We start from the raw sequence: 18,409 nt of genomic DNA, 5'->3' as shown, positions 1-18,409 counted from the left end.
AGTTCGAACGGCGTCGGCGCCCGGCGCGCGGGTGCGGAGGCCGACGCTGACATCGGAGGCGCAACCGGCTTCGCCTCAACCGGCTCTTCCGAACCACCTAAGGCCGCAAGCGCTTCTTCGATGGGTTGCAGACGGCCGGCATAAATCAGGCGCAGCAGCCCGACTTCAAGATGAAACCGGGGCTGAAGCGAGAACTGAAGGTCCCGGTAAAGCTCCAGGGACAGGTTCAGGTACCGCGTGAGATCCTGCTCTGAAAACAAAGCGGCGGCCCGGACAAGTTCAGCGCGCTCATTAGCCGATGCCGCTACCAAACGCGTATCCTCACCGGCAATCCGCGCGACCATCAGATTGCGAAGATAGCGCGACAACTCCCGCGCGAAGTGCTGCAGGTTTTCGCCGCTGCGCTCCAGATCGTCGACCAGATCGAGCATTGGCTGCGGATCCGATTTGGCGAGCGCCTCCGCCACAATGGCGAATCGATCAATGGAGAACGCGCCGAGTAGCGCGCGGACGTCAGCCGCTTCCAAACGCGATCCGGAGCTCGCGATCGCCTGGTCCAAAGCTGACAGCGAATCGCGAACGCTGCCTTCTCCCGCGCGAGCCAGCACGGCCAGCGCTTCGTCATCAGCGTCGACGCCCTCCTCGCGGCAGATCCAGCGCATCCGCTCAACGAGCTCGTCGAAGTCTACCGATCGAAAGCTAAAGTGCTGACACCGCGACGCGATGGTTGCTGGAATCTTGTGGGATTCCGTGGTGCAGAGGATGAAAACTGCCCAGGACGGCGGCTCTTCGATGGTCTTCAACAGCGCGTTAAAGGCTTCGGTTGTAATCTGATGCGCTTCATCGATGATAAAGATTTTGAAGCGATCGCGAGAGGGCTGATACCGCACGTTTTCGCGCAGCTCGCGCATCTCATTGATGCCGCGGTTGGAAGCTGCGTCGATCTCGATTACATCCACCGCGCCCCCGGCGGCAATCTCCGTGCAGCTGGCGCAGACGCCGCACGGGTTCGGCGTCGGGCCCTGAATACAATTCAGGCATCGCGCGAGGATGCGTGCCATTGTGGTCTTTCCCGTCCCGCGCTGACCTGAGAAGATGTACCCATGCGCAATTCGTTTCATGGCAATCGCGTTACGCAGCGTGGTCTTGACGTGGGTTTGTCCGACCACGTCTTCGAACGACTGCGGCCGGTACTTACGGGCGATTACCTGGTACATGGGAAAAGGGGAAGAGAATCTGCCAGGCCCCGGGTGATCCGCGGCACACAAGTTAAACCACTACCGTTGCTTCCTTCCGGACCTGGCGGGGTTTGCAGCCACCCATTGCACGAAGCCCGGAACCTGACAATCCATCATCGTAGCAGGTCAGGGCAGCAGGTACGTGATCCTGGGGCGAACCGTTACGGAAGTACCCGAAACGTACGATACCGTTCACTTTGCCCGAAAAAGATTTCGGTCGCATTAATGCGCATTGCGTTTTGACCGATAACAATTACGTAGACAGAAGATGACGCGGCACCCAGCACGTGAAATCCAATCATTCGAAGCGTTTCTTCCGCGCGAGCCCGGTTTGGCCGCGCATGTGCGCCGCGTTGCGGCCTTAGCGGCGTTCGTCGCCTCGCGCAGTGGCTTCTCCGCGCCGGAGGTGCAAGCTGTCGGAAATTCGGGATTGCTGCATCACCTTCAAGCCGAAGTAACCGGCGTGCCGATGGCTGCCAGACTTTTGGCCGACTTAGGCTTCCCTCCGCAGTCGTTCGAATCGTCGAAGGTGGTTCCGCCGGATGCCGCGGAAATCGTCGCGGTCTGGCGGGGGAAGAGGAAGCCGTCCAGTCCGCACGCCGCGGAGTTCGCTGCGATCCTCGATTCCGCGAACTTGTTCGACGAGCAGATGGAGAACCTCCCTTATGAGGACGAAAGTACTGCGGAATCCGTAAACCAGCTTCTCGATTCGGGCATGCTGATGCCGAGTTTCGTTCGGACCATACGAAGCTCCTGGGTAGTCGCAAGACGTAACGTTGACACCGCCGCCAACGCGCTACCCGTTTTCCCGAAAGCGGCAATGGAAGCGCTTCGTCTCGCGCGGGACCCGGACGCCGGGCGCCGCGAGATAGAACGGGCTCTCGGCAAAGATCCGGTGCTTGCCGGCGAGATCGTCATGCTAGCCAACAGTGGCGCGTTGGGAGGTTCGGCCGCAGTGAACTCTCTTTCCGGCGCACTGATGCGCGTCGGTACAATTGCGGCAGCTAACCACATCGCGGCCGCTGCCGTCCGGACCTGTTTCGCGTCCGTCAAACTCCATGACCTTTGGGAACATTCCTTGCAGGCGGCCGAGAATGCCGGAGCGCTGGCCGGTGATTCGAACTCCGATGCGGGAGAGGCTTATCTCGCCGGCCTGGTGCACGACATCGGCCGCCTCGCGTTCGAGCTTTCCGATGCGGCTCTCGGAGTTCGTCAATGGGAAGAATTGGGGTTCCCCACGATTTATGCCGAGATGCTGTCCACCGGCGCCGATCATACCGAGCTCGGCGCGGATGTCCTGGAGCGGTGGAGCTTTCCGGAATCGATTGTCGAGGCTGTTCGCTTCCACCACCGGCCGGAACTCGTGACATCGAAACTGGCGGCCGTGCTCTATGCCGTCGAGGATACGAATGAATCGCTTCCCTCGCTGGCGCGCGATCATGCAGCTGCCAGTCGACTGGAAGTGGAGGAATTACCGCGAGCCCGCGCAGCCGTTTAAGAGCCCTCGCACCGCGCCGCAAAAGCCGTGAAAAAACGGGCCGGAAATCAGACGACCGGGCCCACCCACTCAGCCGAGAGCTTGTTCGAGTATTCCCCGCTGGCGAACATTTCGATCGAGAATTCATTCTCAAGCGCTTCGGTAAACGGTTCCAGATTTTGATAAGAAATATATAGAAAATCAAGAAACCGGTGGTAATTTTCTAGAAACATCGGAGAAATTATTGTCAGGTCCGGCGGAGTAACAAACGAACACGAAAGGCCGATGGCGCGGGAAAATACCGATCGGTGGTCCGAAACTCCCCAGACCTGTAGTTTCTTCACCATCGCATCCGGCGTGTGATCGATAAGAAATGCGGCGAACGTCTGGCTGCGGTAGCCCTTTCTATCCAGACCGGGGGTTCGCATCGCGAAATCGACGCACTGTTCCATCCAACGCAGCACATCCTTGCCCAGGAAATAAAGCATGCGCAATTCCTGGATTCGCGACCGGACTAGAACTTCTTCCAGCCGCTCCCGGCTTCCTCCGGAACTCGGAAGCAGCCCGTGGAGCATCAGCGCGGCGCGCGAGCCATCCATAAGCTTTTCTACGCTATCTGCAGGCGCGAACGGATGCAAAATTAGCGGTGGTAACGCCTGAGTCTCGGAAAAGGCGGCAGACTCGGAATTAGCTCGCATAGCTCACAAATAATCTATCGGCGGAAAGGCAGATACCCTACAGATGCTATCTTACTCCGAATTTCGGAATTCTGACGTCGCAACCGCAATTTTCACCGGCGTTGTGAGCGGTTTCCTGATATCCGACCTCAAAATTTATTACTCGTTTCAAATCCGGCCAGGGATTCGCCCCTACCATCGGGCGCCCGTTGATGTAAGAAGTCGGAGTGGACCCGATGCCGAGAGCCTTTCCCATTTTGACCGTAGTTTCAACCTCGGCGTCGGTCGCTTTTGTATCCATGCAGGACGTTAGCTGGGTGATATCGAGTGCAGCGAGCCCCGCATCGGGGCCGGTACCCGTGCCCCAGTCGATTACTTTCTGCCGCAGGTTCTCCGGCGTAATCTGCTCCTGATTGTCGAAGATCCAGTCGTGGAACTTCCAGAATGCGTCCGCGTTCTGCCGATAAACACAACGCCCCGCGATGGCCGCCGCCCGCGCCCACGGGTGCACGTTTTCGAGCGGGAAATCCGCGAAATAAAAGTGTACCTCTTTCGGAAAGTCCTTGAGGTTCTCGCGATAGACTTTGGCCTCTTCCTTACAGAAGTGACACTGGAAATCGCTGAACTCGACAATCACGACCGGCGCGCCCGGCGTTCCCAGACTGGGACGGCCTTCCACATTGATCTTGGACAGATTGTCGTGAAACGGATTCTCGGTGATGTTATAGATGGACGCCTGCAGAATCTGACGCCCATTCGCCGACACATAGAAGGTTTCGTCCTGGTGCGCTTCACCCTGGGTTGCGTGGACCGTCACCTCCTTGAAACCCGTCAATGGGGATGGCTTCGGATCGTCCACGGTAATTTCAATCGGAGGCGGCCAGACAAAAAGATGGCGGACGTAAGCTTCCATTTGTGACTTATCGAAGGCGGACGGTCCCGCAATCGGTCGATTGGCCGCGGGTTTGGACCGAGCGATCTTGGATTGAGCGAGCAACGTCACAGCGCAAAGCGTTGCAGTGCAAAGCAGAAGCAGAGCTGTTCGCATCGGAATCGAGCGCCTCACATTACCGGCCCGATGCGCCAAGGCACGAACTCGTGGTGGCCCAGCACCTCGCTGCGGGTGCGTTCACCGGAGGCGACGCGAAGCACGAGATCGAAAATCTCACGGCCCACTTCGGCGACGGATCGCTCTCCATCGGCAATCAATCCGGCGTTTACATCCATGTTGTCGCGCATGCGGTTGAAGGTGAACGAATTACTGGCGATCTTGATCACCGGAATCGAGGGAAAACCGATGGCGCTGCCGCGTCCCGTTGTAAACGCAATCAGGTTGCAGCCGCCCGCTGCCAACCCGGTGAGCGAGACAGGATCGTAGCCCGGCGTGTTCATGAAAACGAAGCCGGGCGTGCGCACGCGCTCGGCGTAATCGACCACATCGGTCAGCGGTGACGTTCCGCCCTTGGCCACCGCGCCCAGCGATTTTTCGAGGATGTTGGTGAGACCGCCTTCTTTATTGCCGGGCGAAGGATTGTCGTCGAAGCTGCCGCCGAACTGGCGCAGATAGGCCTTGTATCCGGCGATGAAGCTGAGTAATTTTTCGGCAACGGCACGATTGCGCGCGCGGCGAACCAGCAGATGCTCAGCGCCGAAGATCTCGGTGGTTTCGGCCAGCACCGCCGTCCCGCCAATCTCAGCGAGCATGTCCGAACAAAACCCCAGCGCCGGATTCGCGGTGATGCCGGAGAACGAATCGGAGCCGCCGCAGTTTAGTCCCAGCACGATTTTCGAAGCCGGGATACTGACACGCTTTTCCGACGCGGCTTGCCCAATCTGTTTGCGGATCTCGCGCCGGGCCGCTTCTACGGCGCCCCGGGTTCCGCCGCTTCCCTGGACCGTCAATCCGACCAGCCGCTTCGATTGAGGCGCATTCGGACCTAGATAGTGATCGATCTGGTTCACCTCACAACCCAAACCGAGGATGATCGCGGCCGACACATTGGGATGGTCGAGAACGCCTGCGAGCGTGCGCTGCAACTGGCGCGTGTCGGGGCCGATTGAATGACCGCAGCCTTCTCCATGCGGAAACGCGACCACGCCATCCACGTTGGCGGGCAGGGTTTCGTCCGCGAAACTGGCCGCGATCTGCTCGGCGGTGTGCGCGGCGCAGTTACTCGCGGCAACGACGGCCAGGTAATTCCGGGTTCCCGCGCGGCCGTCCTCCCGCAGGTAGCCTTCAAATGTCGGCGCATCGCGGCGCGGCCGGGGCGGGGCAGTGTCTCCGGTGGGGAACTCATAATGAAGTTCGAGTTCTTCGAAGGCCAGATTGTGCGTGTGGACGTGGGCGCCGGTAGCGATCGCAACGCGCGCGCGGCCAATCGTCTGGCCATAGCGTTCCACGGGCTGCCCGGCCCGGATCGGCGCGAGGGCGATCTTGTGGCCGGCGGGAATCGCATCCGTGGCAGTCACACTCACGCCATCGATTTCGAGGCGTGTTCCCTTCGCCAACGGGACGCGCGCCACCGCCACGTTATCGCGCGGATGAAGGTGAATGGCCGAGTTTTCCGCAGTCGGCAGCGGCGCTATTTCGAGTAATCCCATATTCGATTTCCGTCTACCTCATAAGTCCGAGTTCCGGAGATGGATCGCCCACATGCACGCGGAACATTACACCTTCCGGGTGAATCCAGATGCCATCGCCGTTGGGCGGCACCGGAATGTCTTCCGGGCGTGCCACCAGCACGCCGCCGCTGCGATCCACCGTGGCGAGCAGTTTCCCGATATGAGCGTGCAGCTGGCATTGCGAGCGCTTCGCCAGACTGTTGATCGCGATCCCCCAATCGTCACCCCAGACTTCATGCGCTTTGGCGATCGCGGCTTTCCAGTACGCCGTCCGCTCAGCCGCAGTCATGTCATCCAGCGTATGGTGAAACGAGTGCGGGATGGCCAGCAGCCGGTTGGCCTTGGATGGGTTCGAGTCTTTGATGAAAAAGACCGGCGACGCGAGCCCCTGGCCCATCGTCACCAGGGTGAGGCTGCACTCCCGGCCGGCCATTGTGTCGGGATGCGTCGGATCGCAGACGCAACCGCGCACATCGGCAACGAACAACAACAAAATCGCGGGGAGGAACACCGATTTTAATTATAGGCGGATCGTGAGCCGCTTCGGCGGGCGCCATGCGCCGCTTAGTGTCGTACGCATTGCTAACCAGGATGTAGAGGAATAAGTCGGAGTCAGGAATTATGGCGATCGGATGGGTAAAACTGAAGTTCGTCCACTCAGAGTATTGCCCGAATGGCAGCGGCAAGCCTGTCGCTGACCCGCAAGAACCGCCGCCGGCTGGGGTCGCGAGGAAAAACCATAGACCTCATTGTCCGAAGCGAAGCGGCCGCTGATGGTCAAGCTCGTGGGTGAGATGCCGCCGGGCAGAGCGGACGGGACGTGAAACGGAGTTATATAGACATACCAGCCTTCGGCTTGGTTGCCTTCTCCGTCATAAGGAGTGATCCATTCGGAGGCGGAACGAACGCTGTTCGGAAGCCACGCCGGCGGGACGGAATAGGGCGTGTCCACCCATGCTTTGGTGAAGCTTGTCCTCTGCATCCGGAGGGAGTTCGGGTGGTTTCGCCCGTATCGCAGAGGCCGTTAACCTCCGCGGCCGCCACAGTGGTGAATACCGCGGTAGTGAACCATGAAATCGCTGCGAACGCGCGAAACATGAACATGTCCCTTTGAATCTGGTTCGTTCTCGAAACCAGGTGGCAGCAAGTATATAGGACATAGCTCCCGTTCCATACTTCAAGTACGTGCAGCGTTACGGGAAACGGCTGGTCGCCTTGGCGGCCGCGGCTTTGTTTGTATTCATTACTCTATTTGGGTTGACCCGCTTCGGCCTGGTCGGGCCGGACGAGCCGCGCTACGCTTCCATAGGCCGCGCGATGGCTCAGTCGGGCGACTGGATTACCCCTCGCTTATGGGGCGCGCCGTGGTTTGAGAAACCGGCGCTGCTGTATTGGATGGATGCCGCGGCGTTCAAACTCGGGCTCGGCGCCGAACTCGCCCCGCGTCTGCCGGTAGCGCTTCTGGCGGTCGCGTTTCTTGCTTTCTACTTCTGGTATCTGCGCGAAGAGTTCAACCTGTTTGTGGCCGCCGCCGCTACCGCGCTCTTGGCGACTTCGGCCATGTGGGTCGGCTTCGCGCACACATCGGTTACCGACATCCCACTAACCGTTACCTTTTGCGCGGCGATCTTGTTGCTGCTGCCGGCGACCGAGGGACGCCCGGCATCGATCACTGGCGCGGCCGCACTACTGGGCGTCGCCGTGCTGGCCAAAGGTCTGGTCCCGGTCGTATTGGCGATCCCTTTTCTATGGTTCGGACGACGTTACTGGCGGAATTGGCTTCAACCAGTCCCGTTCATTGTATTTGCCGCGATAACTCTGCCATGGTATGTACTTTGCCAGTTGCGCAATCCCCAGTTTTTTTCTGTGTTCTTCGTTCACCATCAAATGGGTAGATTCAGTTCACCTGAACTAAGACATGTGCAGCCGTGGTGGTTCTATCTGCCGGTCTTATTTCTCGCGTTCTTCCCTTCGGGCGCGCTCGCCCTCTTTGCTTTTTCGAGGCACATCTATCACGATCGGCGGCGTCAATTTCTGGCGGCGCTATCCATCTGGGGAGTTATCTTTTTCTCGGGTTCACGGAATAAGCTTGCCGGGTATATTCTTCCGCTGCTGCCGCTAATCTGCGTGCTGGCCGCGGCCGGCCTCGATGCCGCGCGCGAGCTTGGGTTACGATGGCTTGCGGTTGCTTTGGCATTGTCACCGCTGTCGCTGGCTGTGCTGCCGATGATTACGAAATTTCTGCCGGCCGCATTAGAAGTCGGATTACAAGCTGCACTTACATCCAACTTGATCATTGACTCCACGGTCTACTGGTCGATCTCCGCGGCTATCGCGATCGCGGTTGTGTTGCTATACCTGCCTCGGGATCGCGCACTTATACTGTGGTTCGCGCTAAGTTGCGCCGGCTGGATCTATATTGAGGCCGCGGCGCTTCCACGAGTCGACCGCCTCGCGTCCGCGCGCAGCTTATGGAGCCGCTTACCCGAACCTAAACGAGCTTTTTGCGTGGGCCCCATCACCCGAACCTGGCAATATGGGCTGAACTACTATTCGGAAACGCCATTGCCGCCCTGCCCGCCCGGCGTTACCGCGAACGAAATTCTTCCAGCGGACCACCCGTCGTCGCCTCCCATCATCGTTCCGTCACAGTGACGGCGTTCAAGCAACTCCCTTAGCGGCCCTCGTAGTAACCGCTCCGTCGCCATCGCCGCTCTGCAATGTACTGAGTCTATAGAGCCGCGCGCGTCAGCCAGCGGTGTTTTCGACTACTACCACAGGCTGTTAGCGGACCCTCGATTACTTAGCGCAACTGCCCGATTTTCTCTCGCGTACGGATTCTCACGACTGTGGATATCTTTTTTTCCGAAGTTACATTTTTGTCATCTTCCCGTGACGGTCCACCTGATATTTTCACTTGCGGTACCTTTCGGCGCCAGTTTTTTAAATTAGGAGAGAAAAGTCAATGTCTTCGTCCAGCTTCACGACGAAACTCAGGCAGCACTTAGCGGTAGCAACGAGCATTTTTGCTTTGGTTGCCAATCTGGAAGCGGCTCCGCCTATCGCCCCTCAGGCAAAACCCGTCGCGGCAACCCCCATCCAGCACGTGATTGTCATCATCGGTGAAAACCGAAGCTTCGATCACGTTTACGCGACCTATCAACCAAAATCAGGCCAGACCGTATCGAATTTACTGAGCAGAGGGATCATCGACGCGGCGGGGAACCCCGGTCCGAAGGCTAAAGCCGCCACTCAGTACGCCGCCGCGGACGTCGGAACGTTCACCATCAGCCCGGTTGCGAAATCGCCGTACACCAACATCCCGCCTCCCGGTACCGACGGGGCGCCATCCGTTGCCAGCGACAGTTCCCCGGCGCCGTTTGTAACCCTCGCGGTAGCCGAAGCGGCAGAGCCCGATCTGCCCGGCAAATACAACGAGTACCTGCTAACCGGAGCCACCGGCCTCCCGAACGGTGTCGTCGACACTCGCCAAGCGAATGTAGACACGCTTGGATCAGGGCCGTTTCCAATTACGCCTTCGATCAGTTATGACGCCTATACGGGAAGCCCGGTTCACCGCTTCTATCAAATGTGGCAACAGACCGATTGCGCCGCATCGCATTCCTCGGTTTCCATTGGCAATCCTAGCGGCTGCCTGAATGACCTCTTTCCCTGGGTGGAAGTGATGGTAGGTACGGGCGGCGACGGCGCTCCCCGGCCTGTGCCGTTCACCAATATCACCACGGGCGAAGGCTCCGATTCCATGGGCTTCTACAACGTAGCGAAGGGTGACGCTCCTTACATGAAGTACTTGGCCGACACCTATACCCTAAGCGACAACATGCATCAATCCGTGATGGGCGGAACCGGCGCCAATCACATTATGTTCGGGTACGCCGACGCTATGTACTATTCCGACGGCAACGGCAACATCGAAACACCGCCGACCAATCAGATTGAGAACCCGAATCCACAGCCCGGCACGAATAACTGGTGGGATCAGGATGGCTATTCCGGCGGCACTTACAGCAACTGCTCCGACATTGGTCAGCCGGGCGTACCCGCTGTCGTAAATTACCTGGAGTCTTTGCCCACACCGATCAGCCCGCGGTGCACTTCGGGCGCTTACTACCTGTTGAATAACTACAATCCCGGTTACCTGGGCGATGGCGGCCTCGCAACTCCCCTTTCGCCGTACACCATTCCGCCAACCTCGCAACCGCACATCGGGGACGTGCTTTCCGCGGCGGGGATTTCTTACACCTACTTCGGCGAAGGTTGGGATCTGTATGTAACCGACCCGGCCGGAACGAACCCGTACGATGCTTATTGCAATATCTGCAACCCGTTCCAATACGCCAGCGACATCATGACGAATCCGGCTCAGGTGCAGGCTCACATCCAGGATACGAACACCCTGTATGAAGACATCGCCACCGGCAATCTGCCCGCGGTTTCCATCGTGAAGCCCAGCGGATTTGTCGACGGTCACCCCGCTTCGTCCAAGCTCGATCTCTTCGAGGGCTTCGTGACCAAGATCGTGGACCAGGTGAAAAGCTCAGGCCTGTGGTCCAGCACCGCGATCTTTATCACGTTCGATGAGGGCGGCGGCTACTATGACTCGGGCTACATCCAGCCGGTCGACTTCTTCGGCGATGGAACCCGCATTCCGCTGCTGATTGTCTCGCCGTACTCGATGGGTGGGATCGTCAACCACAGCTACGCGGACCATGTCTCGATCATCAAGTTCATCGAGCGCAACTGGAGCTTGCCAACCATCGGTCCGAAGACTCGGGATACCTTCCCGAATCCGACGGTTGCGACCGATCCCTATGTTCCGACTAACAGTCCCGCTTTGGACGACCTTTTCGACGCCTTTACTTTCCCGGCGAACTAGTCCGGAATCTACCGTTGTATTTCCCGACCGGGAGGGAGCATTTAGCTCTCTCCCGGCTGGTTTCATCTAATATCAATCCATAGGAGTACGTTGTGTTCTTGGGTCCACGTTTTGGTTTTTTGCAGATGTTTTTCTTAGCTGTTTTTGTTTTCTTCGCGGTGCCTGTTTCTGAAGCGCAGACCTTGCCATCGGCTCCGGTTGATGTGACGGGCGATTGGCAAGTAGCCTGGCAGGGGCGACTCGGAACCGAGCAATGTACCCTTAAGCTCCAGTCGAAAGACGGAGTTCTTTCCGGAACGTTCCAAAATCTGCGCGGCACTTCGCCGGTCTCGGGAACTCTCAAAGGCAATCAAATCTCGTTAGATGTCAAATTTCAGGGCGCCCGTCCATATACCGTCCGGTTTACCGGGATTGCGGAGGACGGCAAACTCACCGGCACTTCTCAGGCAACGTCCGTTGGGACCAGCGGCGCGTATCTGGGGCATGGCGGCGAAATCGTGCAACCGGACCACCCCTGGACGGCAAAACGTATCTTGACGCAATCCAGTAAGAAGTAACCGATACTCTAATAGAGATGAATCGGCGGGATTTACTCCGACTCGGAGTTTGTGCGGGCATGAGTCCCGCCGCGGCGCGCGAGTTATTGGCTCAGTCGCCGGTTTCGCCCACGGCGATTTCGCATCCGGCCATGAACATGAACATGCCGGGCAGCGTGAAGCTGCCGGTCGGGCCGGCGCCTAAGCAGATTCCCCCGGTTACCCTCGCCAGTTACGTGACTCCGCTCGCGATTCCGCCCGTTATCCGGCCAGCCAAAGATTCCGGTCCCGTCCCGATCCATATCCGCCCGTTCCGGCACCAGGCGCACCGCGACCTTCCGCCGGCTACGATGTGGGGCTACAACGGCATGTGGCCCGGACCTACCTTCGAGGTCCGTAAAGGTCAGCCGATCTCTATCAAGTGGACTAACCAGCTTCCGAAGAAGCATCTACTGCCGCTCGATTACACAATTCACGGTGAAGGACAAGATGTGCCGCAGGTTCGCACCGTAACTCATGTTCACGGCGCGCGAGTTATGCCGGACAGTGACGGCTATCCCGACGCTTGGGTAACTTCCGATGGCCGCAAGGGAACGGTCCGCGCCGCCGATCCTTGCCAGTACCCGAACGAACAGGCCGCTACAACGCTCTGGTATCACGATCACGCGCTTGGCATCACTCGACTGAACGTATATGCGGGCCTGGCGGGTTTCTATCTGATTCGCGACGCCCAGGAAGATAGCTTGAACCTTCCTCGCGGCGATTATGAGATCCCGCTGATGATTCAGGACCGTAGCTTCCGGACTGACGGCGCGCTACTCTATCCACCCGCCGCCAACGGCACGCATCCCGTCTGGATGCAGGAATTCTTCGGAAACGCGATCTGTATCAACGGGAAAGCTGCTCCGTACCTTGAAGTTGAGCCGCGTAAGTACCGCTTCCGTATGGTGAACGCCTCAAACGCGCGCTTCTACCACTTCACAATGTCGCTTGCCGATAACTCCGGAAAACCTACGGGTAGGCCGGCCGACGCTCCGCCTTTCATTCAGATCGGCACGGACGGCGGCCTACTTCCGGCGCCCTTGAAGATGCATTATCTGATCTTTTCGCCGGGCGAGCGCTTCGATATCGTCATCGATTTCTCGCAGCACAAAGGCGCCTTTATCGCGTTGACTAACGATGCGCCGGCTCCTTATGCGCGCGGTGGCGAGGTTGTACCTTCGGACGTGATGTTATTCAAGGTAGTCAAGCCGCTGGTAGGAACAGATACCAGTTCAGTCCCGGAAACACTCGCGCCGTTTACGCCGCTTAACGCCGCTGATGCGGTCCGCGAACGAGTGCTGGCGCTTACCGAAATGGATCGCGCGTCGGATGGCTACACCATGATCGGGTTACTGGATAAGAAGCATTGGGACGACCCGATCTCTGAAGATCCGAAAGCCGGATCGACGGAAATCTGGTCGTTCGCCAATACCACCGGTGATGTGCATCCCATGCATCTGCACTTAGTCCAGTTTCAGGTGCTTAACCGGCAGCCCTTCGACACCCTGGCTTACATGCAGACGGGAAAGCTGACATTCACCGGGAATCCGATGCGGCCGGAATCCAACGAACGCCCCGCGTGGAAAGATACCGTTAAGACTTATGCAGGCTATGTGACTCGCGTGATCGCACGCTTCGACCTTCCCGAGAATGCGGCGGCTAAGCCGGGCGACGAGTTTCGCTACGTCTGGCATTGCCACGTGCTGGAGCATGAAGATAACGAAATGATGCGGCCCTATAAGATTGTGGCTTAGCCTTTCCGCTGATCGCGCAACTTGACTAGCTCTTGAACCTGCTCGCGAAGTGTATTCAGAGCGTTCGTCATTCGATCCGTTTCCACCAGCGCCAGCGAATGGCGGCTTCCATTATTCTGCGCGCACTCTGCCAGCGCCCGATGGTGTTCACGAAGGTCCGCTACTTCGGAAAGATGATCGGGATCGCCGCGCAGCGCGGTCGAAAGGAAATAGAGAGTCAGCTCAACCCGGTCCAGGTACCTATGCAGCAGCGGCGCGCACGTCTTCTCCGTCCGCACTTCTTCCAGCGCGGCGGATTCCAGCGACATCACCGCGTAGATGAAATCGTGCGAACTGGCTAGCATCGCCGGGATCTCCTGGCGAATCGCGAGAGCGACGCCGGGTTCGGCCATCAGACGATCGGAAGACGCTTCCAGGTTGGTACGGGCCAGGCGAGCGGCATCGCGCAGCCGGTCGATTTCGTCCGAGTCATTCTGCTCGGGATGCAGGTACACGTTCCTTATCTCGCGCAAGTAATTACGATAGGCATCTAACAGGAGTGCGAAGTTCTCCCCGATCAATCTTTGCTCCCAGGTTGGCCACACCGCGTAGGCTATTAACGCGAGCGCTCCTCCAAGCAGAGTATTGATGCCGCGAAGTACGATCACTTGTCTGGGCGGAATACCCGTGCTCGCGATCAAAGCCACCACCACCGCGCTTACAGAGAAGGTAAGAATACCGTAGTTCGCGGGGCCGAACCATCTCAGGGCCAACACAAAGACGGTGACCACCCCCAGGTCGGTAATCGGGCTCTCCGGAAGGAGGAAGTAAATCAAGGTCGCTATTACTAGTCCGGTGAAGGTTCCAAGTAGCCTAAGTGCGCCGCGGCTGAAGGTTGTTAGAAAGTCGGGTTTCAGTACGATGGCGATGGTCATCGGAATCCAGTAAGTGCGCTGCCACTCAAAACTGCGAGCGATCGCATCGCCGAGCATCACGCAGACGGCTAGCCGCAATCCGTGGCGGAATGCAACGGACTCAAAGTTCAGGTTGGCCCGCAGCATCGCCATGCGATAAGCCCAACCGGAACCGGGCATGGGCGTTCGCGGAACTAGTCCGGCTGTAACCGGCAGTCCGGTTCCCTTACCCGTAGCCAGGCGTCCCGCCGCGCGCAACTGACCGGCCAGAGCGTCCATCTGCAACGCCGCATCGCGTTGCATCGCGGATCGGAATGCCGGGTTCCCGGTAGTTTCGGAGGAGTTCGCATTCCGTAGATTGTCGATCGCGCTTTCGATAGCGTCGGTAAGTCCGGCGTTGACAGCGGACTGCGATAGACCATCGCCCTTCGAAATGGCGCTCGCAATGTTGCGCAGACAGGACGTGCACGTATCGAGGAACTCTCCGAGCGTCGTCAAAGCCGGGTTTTTGTCCCGCTCGAAGCGTCGCCGCAGACGTGCCAGCGTGAGCAGCCGCAAGCGAATGCGCTCTGCCTGGTTCATCAGCGAGCTGAACGTTTCGGATTCCGGACTGTGATCGCCGGACGGTCCGCACACAACCTCGCGCGCGTTTGAGAAGAGCGCGGTGGCTAGGGGCGCAGTTCCCGCGTGCACGTTCTCAGTGGCTACTCTCGCCAGTTCCTGGTAGATGGCGGCCAGCACCTGTCGTTCATGTTGAAAGCGGCGCGCAGGCCAGAATAGCAGTGACACGCCGGTTTGAACGAGTCCGCCGGCGAGCGCAAGTAAGCCCGCGATCGCAGCTTGTTTCGGAGCTAGCGGGCGCGCGCCAAAGACCAGCAACGTGACTAAGCTAATGGTTCCGATATCCGCCGCGGTCTGGCCGAGTGCGACCACCAGCCCGGCGCCGAATCCCCATACTCCCGCCAACACGACGGCGCCTACATGGTTGCGTCCCGATATCTCACCAAGAAAAACGGCGAGCGCGCAAATGAAGCTGGCGAGTAACATGCGGCGCGCACGCAGACGGTACGCATCAACGCCATCGGAGTAAGCCACGTTGAGGGCTCCGAGCGAAGCGACAAGTCCAAGCGCGGGCTGATGCAGGATCTGCGCAGTCAACAGGGTTAGAGTGACCACCGCCGTGTTACGAATTGCAACCAAAGGGTGAACTTTGGATCGGTCCCATCGCAGCAATGCCCGTGTGAAGGCGTTCCAGGTTTCGCTTTGCATTGCCTGATTCAGAATGGCATGAGCGCTGCATCTCCCGAAAGGCAGTCCGCTACACTTGTCTGGCGATGCAGATCAAATGGATAGCGCTCGCTGGGACCCTGCCGGTGCTTCTCCTGGCCGCATGCGGTTCCGCGCCGGTTGCCATGTCAGAGACACACGCCGCGAAACCTCGTGCGGCACAGCGGCGTTCCGGCGACATGCCTGTACCTTCGTCATGCTCGCCGGATGTCAATGCTAAGTTGGCCAGTCTTGTAGCTAATCCTCCGGACCGCGCCGTGGATAACGTGATGGTTTGCGGTATGACCATTAGTTCATCGCGAACCCGGCGCGGCGGCAGGCATGGTTCGCACGACTTACTTCCACTTAGCGCGCCTTTTCCCGACGGAACTACAAAGCTGGTCGAAGTAGTGATCAACGAAGACCTCGACGGCCCGATCACGGCGCCCGCTCACGTCCCGGTATTCGCCTACGGGCAGGCTTACTTCGACAATACGGGTCATTTTGTGGCAGGCATTCATGATGTCCACTGCTCGACGCATGCCGGCGCGGATAATGGCTGGGTGGTTGTCGACGGCACAAAGTCACCCGCCAACTGTCCGTCGCGTTACTGAACATGAAGAACATCGGCTTCCACTTACGAGAGACCACTGCCGCCGATACGGCGACTATCCTGCGCCACCGCCGCACGATGTTCGAAGACATCGGATTTTCGGATCAGAAGATCAGGGCGAGCGAGCAGGAGACCACCGCAATCTTCACCGAAGCTATCGAAAACGGCAACTATCACGGTTGGTTCATCGAAACCGATGACGGCCAGGTGGTATCCGGCGCGGGTGTTTTCATTCTGCCCTTTTACCCCAGCCCGCGCGAGCCCGTTTCGCGGCGGCCGTGGATCGTCAACGTCTATACGGAGCCGGAGTACCGCAAGCGGGGGTTCGGCCGAAGACTGGTGAAGACCGCGGTCGAGTGGTGCCAGTCCGCGGGCTTCACGTACGTCCACTTACACGCCAGCCCCGCGGGACGACCTCTTTACGAGACTTTGGGTTTCCGCCTGACTAATGAAATGCGGCTGGCATTCAACGAAGAGATGGCGGTTGCTATGTTGAAGTCGGAGGATTAACTTTGGTGCATAACAAACTACGAATCACCTTGCTTGCGGCGGCTCTGGTTACTTTCGGAGCGATCGCGAATGCGCAGTATGGCGCGCCGAACGGACCGTATCAGCCGGGCCGCGTTGAAGAGCTGATCCAGAAGATTCATGCGGATCTCGTCGCGGGGTACGCCTCGTGGCACGTGACTGGCGGGGACCGCCATCGGCTGGATGAGGCGGAGAAGAACCTGCACAAGTTTGCCGAGCGCTGGCGCGTGGGCGAGTTCGACAAGGGCCGCCTGGATGGTTCGATCCACTCTATCCAGAAAATCATCAACGACAACCACCTGATCGGTCCCGCACGCGACAATCTATGGGCCGATGTCGAGCGTCTTCGCGAAATGCGGGCCGCTTACGACCGGCGTGAAATCGGCCGGTGGTGAGGGCGCGCGTGGTCGAAGTCTCAAGGTACCGCTTGCTTACGCGCGCGGCTCAGTAGGATCATCAGATACTGAGCCCCGACCGTAAGGGAGCGGGTTTCTTCACGGAGTTACTGCACACCCTGAGCGACCGAAGCGGCGATCTTGTTACTAAGACGCCGCATTTGTTCGCGCACAGCGGTGGCGTCAATAGTCTGGATCTTACGATCCTCCATGATGACTCTGCCTTGTATGATCGTAGTCCGGACATCGTGAGCGCTGGCCGCATACACCAGGGTCGAGTAGACGTCATAGAACGGCGTCATGGTAGTCGAGCTTCGATCAAGTACGATAACATCCGCCAGCTTGCCGGCTTCCAGCGAGCCAATACGGTCTTCCATATGCAGGGCCCTGGCGCCCCCCATTGTTGCCATTTCGACCACATCTATCGCGGGCATGATGTTACGGTCGTGATTCGCGAGTTTCTGTACCTTGGCGACATAGCCCAGCTGCCCGATGATATCGAGAGTATTCCCGCTCATCGGGCCGTCCGTGCCTAACCCGACGCGAACGCCCTGCTTGAACATCGTCCATGCCGGCGCAACGCCTTTTGCAGACTTGATATTCGAAACCATGTTATGGGAAACTCCAACGTCGCGCGCTTTCAATAGGGCGATGTCGGAATCCGAAGCGAAGATACAGTGAGCGGCTACTAGTCTCTTAGTGAGTAGTCCGATGGAATCCAGGTACTCGATCGGCGTCTTATTGAAGTCTTTTTTGATTGACTCGACCTCGTAAGGCATCTCGGCGACGTGCATTAGTATAGGCGCGTCGAGCGTGTCGGCTTCCTTCTGAATGACGCGCAGGTGCTCTTGATCCACGCTGTAAGGCGCATGAGGCGCGAACGCCGGTGTGATCAGCGGATCGCCGCGGAAATCCCGGATGAATTTACCGGCGTACTCAATGCCGCCGTAGGGTTCCTTCGCATCGGGCGCCGTGGCATTGAGAATCGTCTCTCCAAGAACCCCCCGCATGCCGATTTTCCGAGCCGCGCGCGCTACTTCATCTTCGAAGTAGTACATATCGGCCAAGGTAGTCACCCCGCCTTCCACCATCTCTACCATTCCATGCAGCGCGCCCCAATAAACGGCTTCGCGATCAACGAGCTTGTGCTCCAGTGGAAAAATGAACTTCTGGAGCCGGTCGGGTACGTCGTCGCCGAGACCCCGAAATACCGTCATGGACGCGTGTGTATGGGCGTTGATCATGCCGGGTATCACGATGTCGCCCGCCGCGTCGATGAGCTTCGCCGGCGAGTAGTTGCTCGCGACGGAAGCGGGGCCGACTGCGAGGATGTGGCCGTCCTTGATGACAATAGCGCCGTCCGGATACATATCCTTCGCGGGATTCATCGTTACCACATAGGCGTGAGTGATGATGAGATCGGCGGGTTGCGTGGCTCCATTGGCGTTGTTGAACGCGGCGGCGACGACGA

At 58.7% G+C, this 18,409-nt stretch carries 16 protein-coding genes and 1 other RNA gene; 8 read left to right on the top strand and 9 right to left on the bottom strand.

Features of this window, described 5'->3' with window-relative positions:
- Both dnaX and ffs read right to left on the bottom strand, forming a co-directional pair.
- The coding region (dnaX, locus tag H1Y01_RS13390) for a DNA polymerase III subunit gamma/tau (RefSeq protein ID WP_180541016.1) at nt 1-1,217 on the bottom strand (1,217 nt) is incomplete at its 3' end.
- 24 nt (nt 1,218-1,241) lie between these two features.
- An RNA gene (ffs, locus tag H1Y01_RS13385) (signal recognition particle sRNA small type) lies at nt 1,242-1,339 on the bottom strand.
- Nucleotides 1,340-1,506: 167 nt separating this feature from the next.
- Here ffs and H1Y01_RS13380 point away from each other — a divergent pair.
- Nucleotides 1,507-2,736 carry an HDOD domain-containing protein gene (locus H1Y01_RS13380; RefSeq protein ID WP_180541015.1) on the top strand — a complete coding sequence of 410 codons (1,230 nt, stop codon included), beginning with the start codon at nt 1,507-1,509 and terminating at the stop codon, nt 2,734-2,736.
- A 47-nt stretch (nt 2,737-2,783) separates the two neighbouring features.
- Here the strand turns inward: H1Y01_RS13380 and H1Y01_RS13375 are convergent, their stop codons facing one another.
- The 5 genes from H1Y01_RS13375 to H1Y01_RS13355 form a co-directional block, all read right to left on the bottom strand.
- Complete coding sequence (locus H1Y01_RS13375) at nt 2,784-3,314, bottom strand: hypothetical protein (protein WP_180541014.1); 531 nt, start codon at nt 3,312-3,314, stop codon at nt 2,784-2,786.
- A gap of 145 nt (nt 3,315-3,459) precedes the next feature.
- The gene (locus tag H1Y01_RS13370; RefSeq protein WP_180541013.1) at nt 3,460-4,305 is read right to left on the bottom strand and encodes a thioredoxin domain-containing protein; all 846 of its coding nucleotides are present in this window, start codon (nt 4,303-4,305) and stop codon (nt 3,460-3,462) included.
- A gap of 149 nt (nt 4,306-4,454) precedes the next feature.
- Entirely contained in the window at nt 4,455-5,993 is a 1,539-nt protein-coding gene (locus H1Y01_RS13365; RefSeq protein WP_180541012.1) for a UxaA family hydrolase, read from the bottom strand.
- 13 nt (nt 5,994-6,006) lie between these two features.
- Nucleotides 6,007-6,525, bottom strand: a complete 519-nt coding sequence (locus tag H1Y01_RS13360) for a hypothetical protein (protein WP_180541011.1) — start codon at nt 6,523-6,525, stop codon at nt 6,007-6,009.
- Between the two features lie 108 nt (nt 6,526-6,633).
- Complete coding sequence (locus tag H1Y01_RS13355) at nt 6,634-6,996, bottom strand: hypothetical protein (RefSeq protein WP_180541010.1); 363 nt, start codon at nt 6,994-6,996, stop codon at nt 6,634-6,636.
- A gap of 203 nt (nt 6,997-7,199) precedes the next feature.
- On the opposite strand from H1Y01_RS13355, the gene H1Y01_RS13350 reads away from it, so the two are divergent.
- The 4 genes from H1Y01_RS13350 (at nt 7,200) to H1Y01_RS13335 (ending at nt 13,243) form a co-directional block, all read left to right on the top strand.
- The gene (locus H1Y01_RS13350) at nt 7,200-8,669 is read left to right on the top strand and encodes a glycosyltransferase family 39 protein (protein ID WP_180541009.1); all 1,470 of its coding nucleotides are present in this window, start codon (nt 7,200-7,202) and stop codon (nt 8,667-8,669) included.
- Nucleotides 8,670-8,979: 310 nt separating this feature from the next.
- Entirely contained in the window at nt 8,980-10,911 is a 1,932-nt protein-coding gene (locus tag H1Y01_RS13345; protein WP_180541008.1) for an alkaline phosphatase family protein, read from the top strand.
- 182 nt (nt 10,912-11,093) lie between these two features.
- Nucleotides 11,094-11,468, top strand: a complete 375-nt coding sequence (locus tag H1Y01_RS13340) for a hypothetical protein (protein WP_219341528.1) — start codon at nt 11,094-11,096, stop codon at nt 11,466-11,468.
- A gap of 59 nt (nt 11,469-11,527) precedes the next feature.
- The gene (locus H1Y01_RS13335) at nt 11,528-13,243 is read left to right on the top strand and encodes a multicopper oxidase family protein (protein ID WP_219341527.1); all 1,716 of its coding nucleotides are present in this window, start codon (nt 11,528-11,530) and stop codon (nt 13,241-13,243) included.
- On the opposite strand, the gene H1Y01_RS13330 is transcribed toward H1Y01_RS13335, so the two are convergent.
- The gene (locus H1Y01_RS13330; protein WP_180541006.1) at nt 13,240-15,405 is read right to left on the bottom strand and encodes an FUSC family protein; all 2,166 of its coding nucleotides are present in this window, start codon (nt 15,403-15,405) and stop codon (nt 13,240-13,242) included. The two genes, H1Y01_RS13335 and H1Y01_RS13330, sit on opposite strands and share 4 nt — an antisense overlap.
- A 65-nt stretch (nt 15,406-15,470) precedes the next feature.
- Here H1Y01_RS13330 and H1Y01_RS13325 point away from each other — a divergent pair, with 65 nt between their 5' ends.
- The 3 genes from H1Y01_RS13325 to H1Y01_RS13315 are packed head-to-tail and all read left to right on the top strand — an operon-like array spanning nt 15,471 to nt 16,938.
- Nucleotides 15,471-16,016, top strand: a complete 546-nt coding sequence (locus tag H1Y01_RS13325; RefSeq protein ID WP_180541005.1) for a hypothetical protein — start codon at nt 15,471-15,473, stop codon at nt 16,014-16,016.
- Between the two features lie 2 nt (nt 16,017-16,018).
- On the top strand, nt 16,019-16,525 hold the full coding sequence (locus tag H1Y01_RS13320; RefSeq protein ID WP_180541004.1) for a GNAT family N-acetyltransferase: 507 nt from the start codon (nt 16,019-16,021) through the stop codon (nt 16,523-16,525).
- A gap of 5 nt (nt 16,526-16,530) precedes the next feature.
- Entirely contained in the window at nt 16,531-16,938 is a 408-nt protein-coding gene (locus tag H1Y01_RS13315) for a hypothetical protein (RefSeq protein ID WP_180541003.1), read from the top strand.
- A gap of 107 nt (nt 16,939-17,045) precedes the next feature.
- Here H1Y01_RS13315 and H1Y01_RS13310 read toward each other — a convergent pair.
- The coding region (locus tag H1Y01_RS13310; RefSeq protein ID WP_180541002.1) for an amidohydrolase at nt 17,046-18,409 on the bottom strand (1,364 nt) is incomplete at its 5' end.

It is taken from the genome of Nevskia soli, assembly GCF_903970205.1.
In the GTDB taxonomy this organism is placed as follows: domain Bacteria; phylum Acidobacteriota; class Terriglobia; order Bryobacterales; family Bryobacteraceae; genus Bog-113.
The sequence above is the reverse complement of the archived record's forward strand: the minus strand, read 5'-3'. Positions and strand labels throughout refer to the sequence as shown.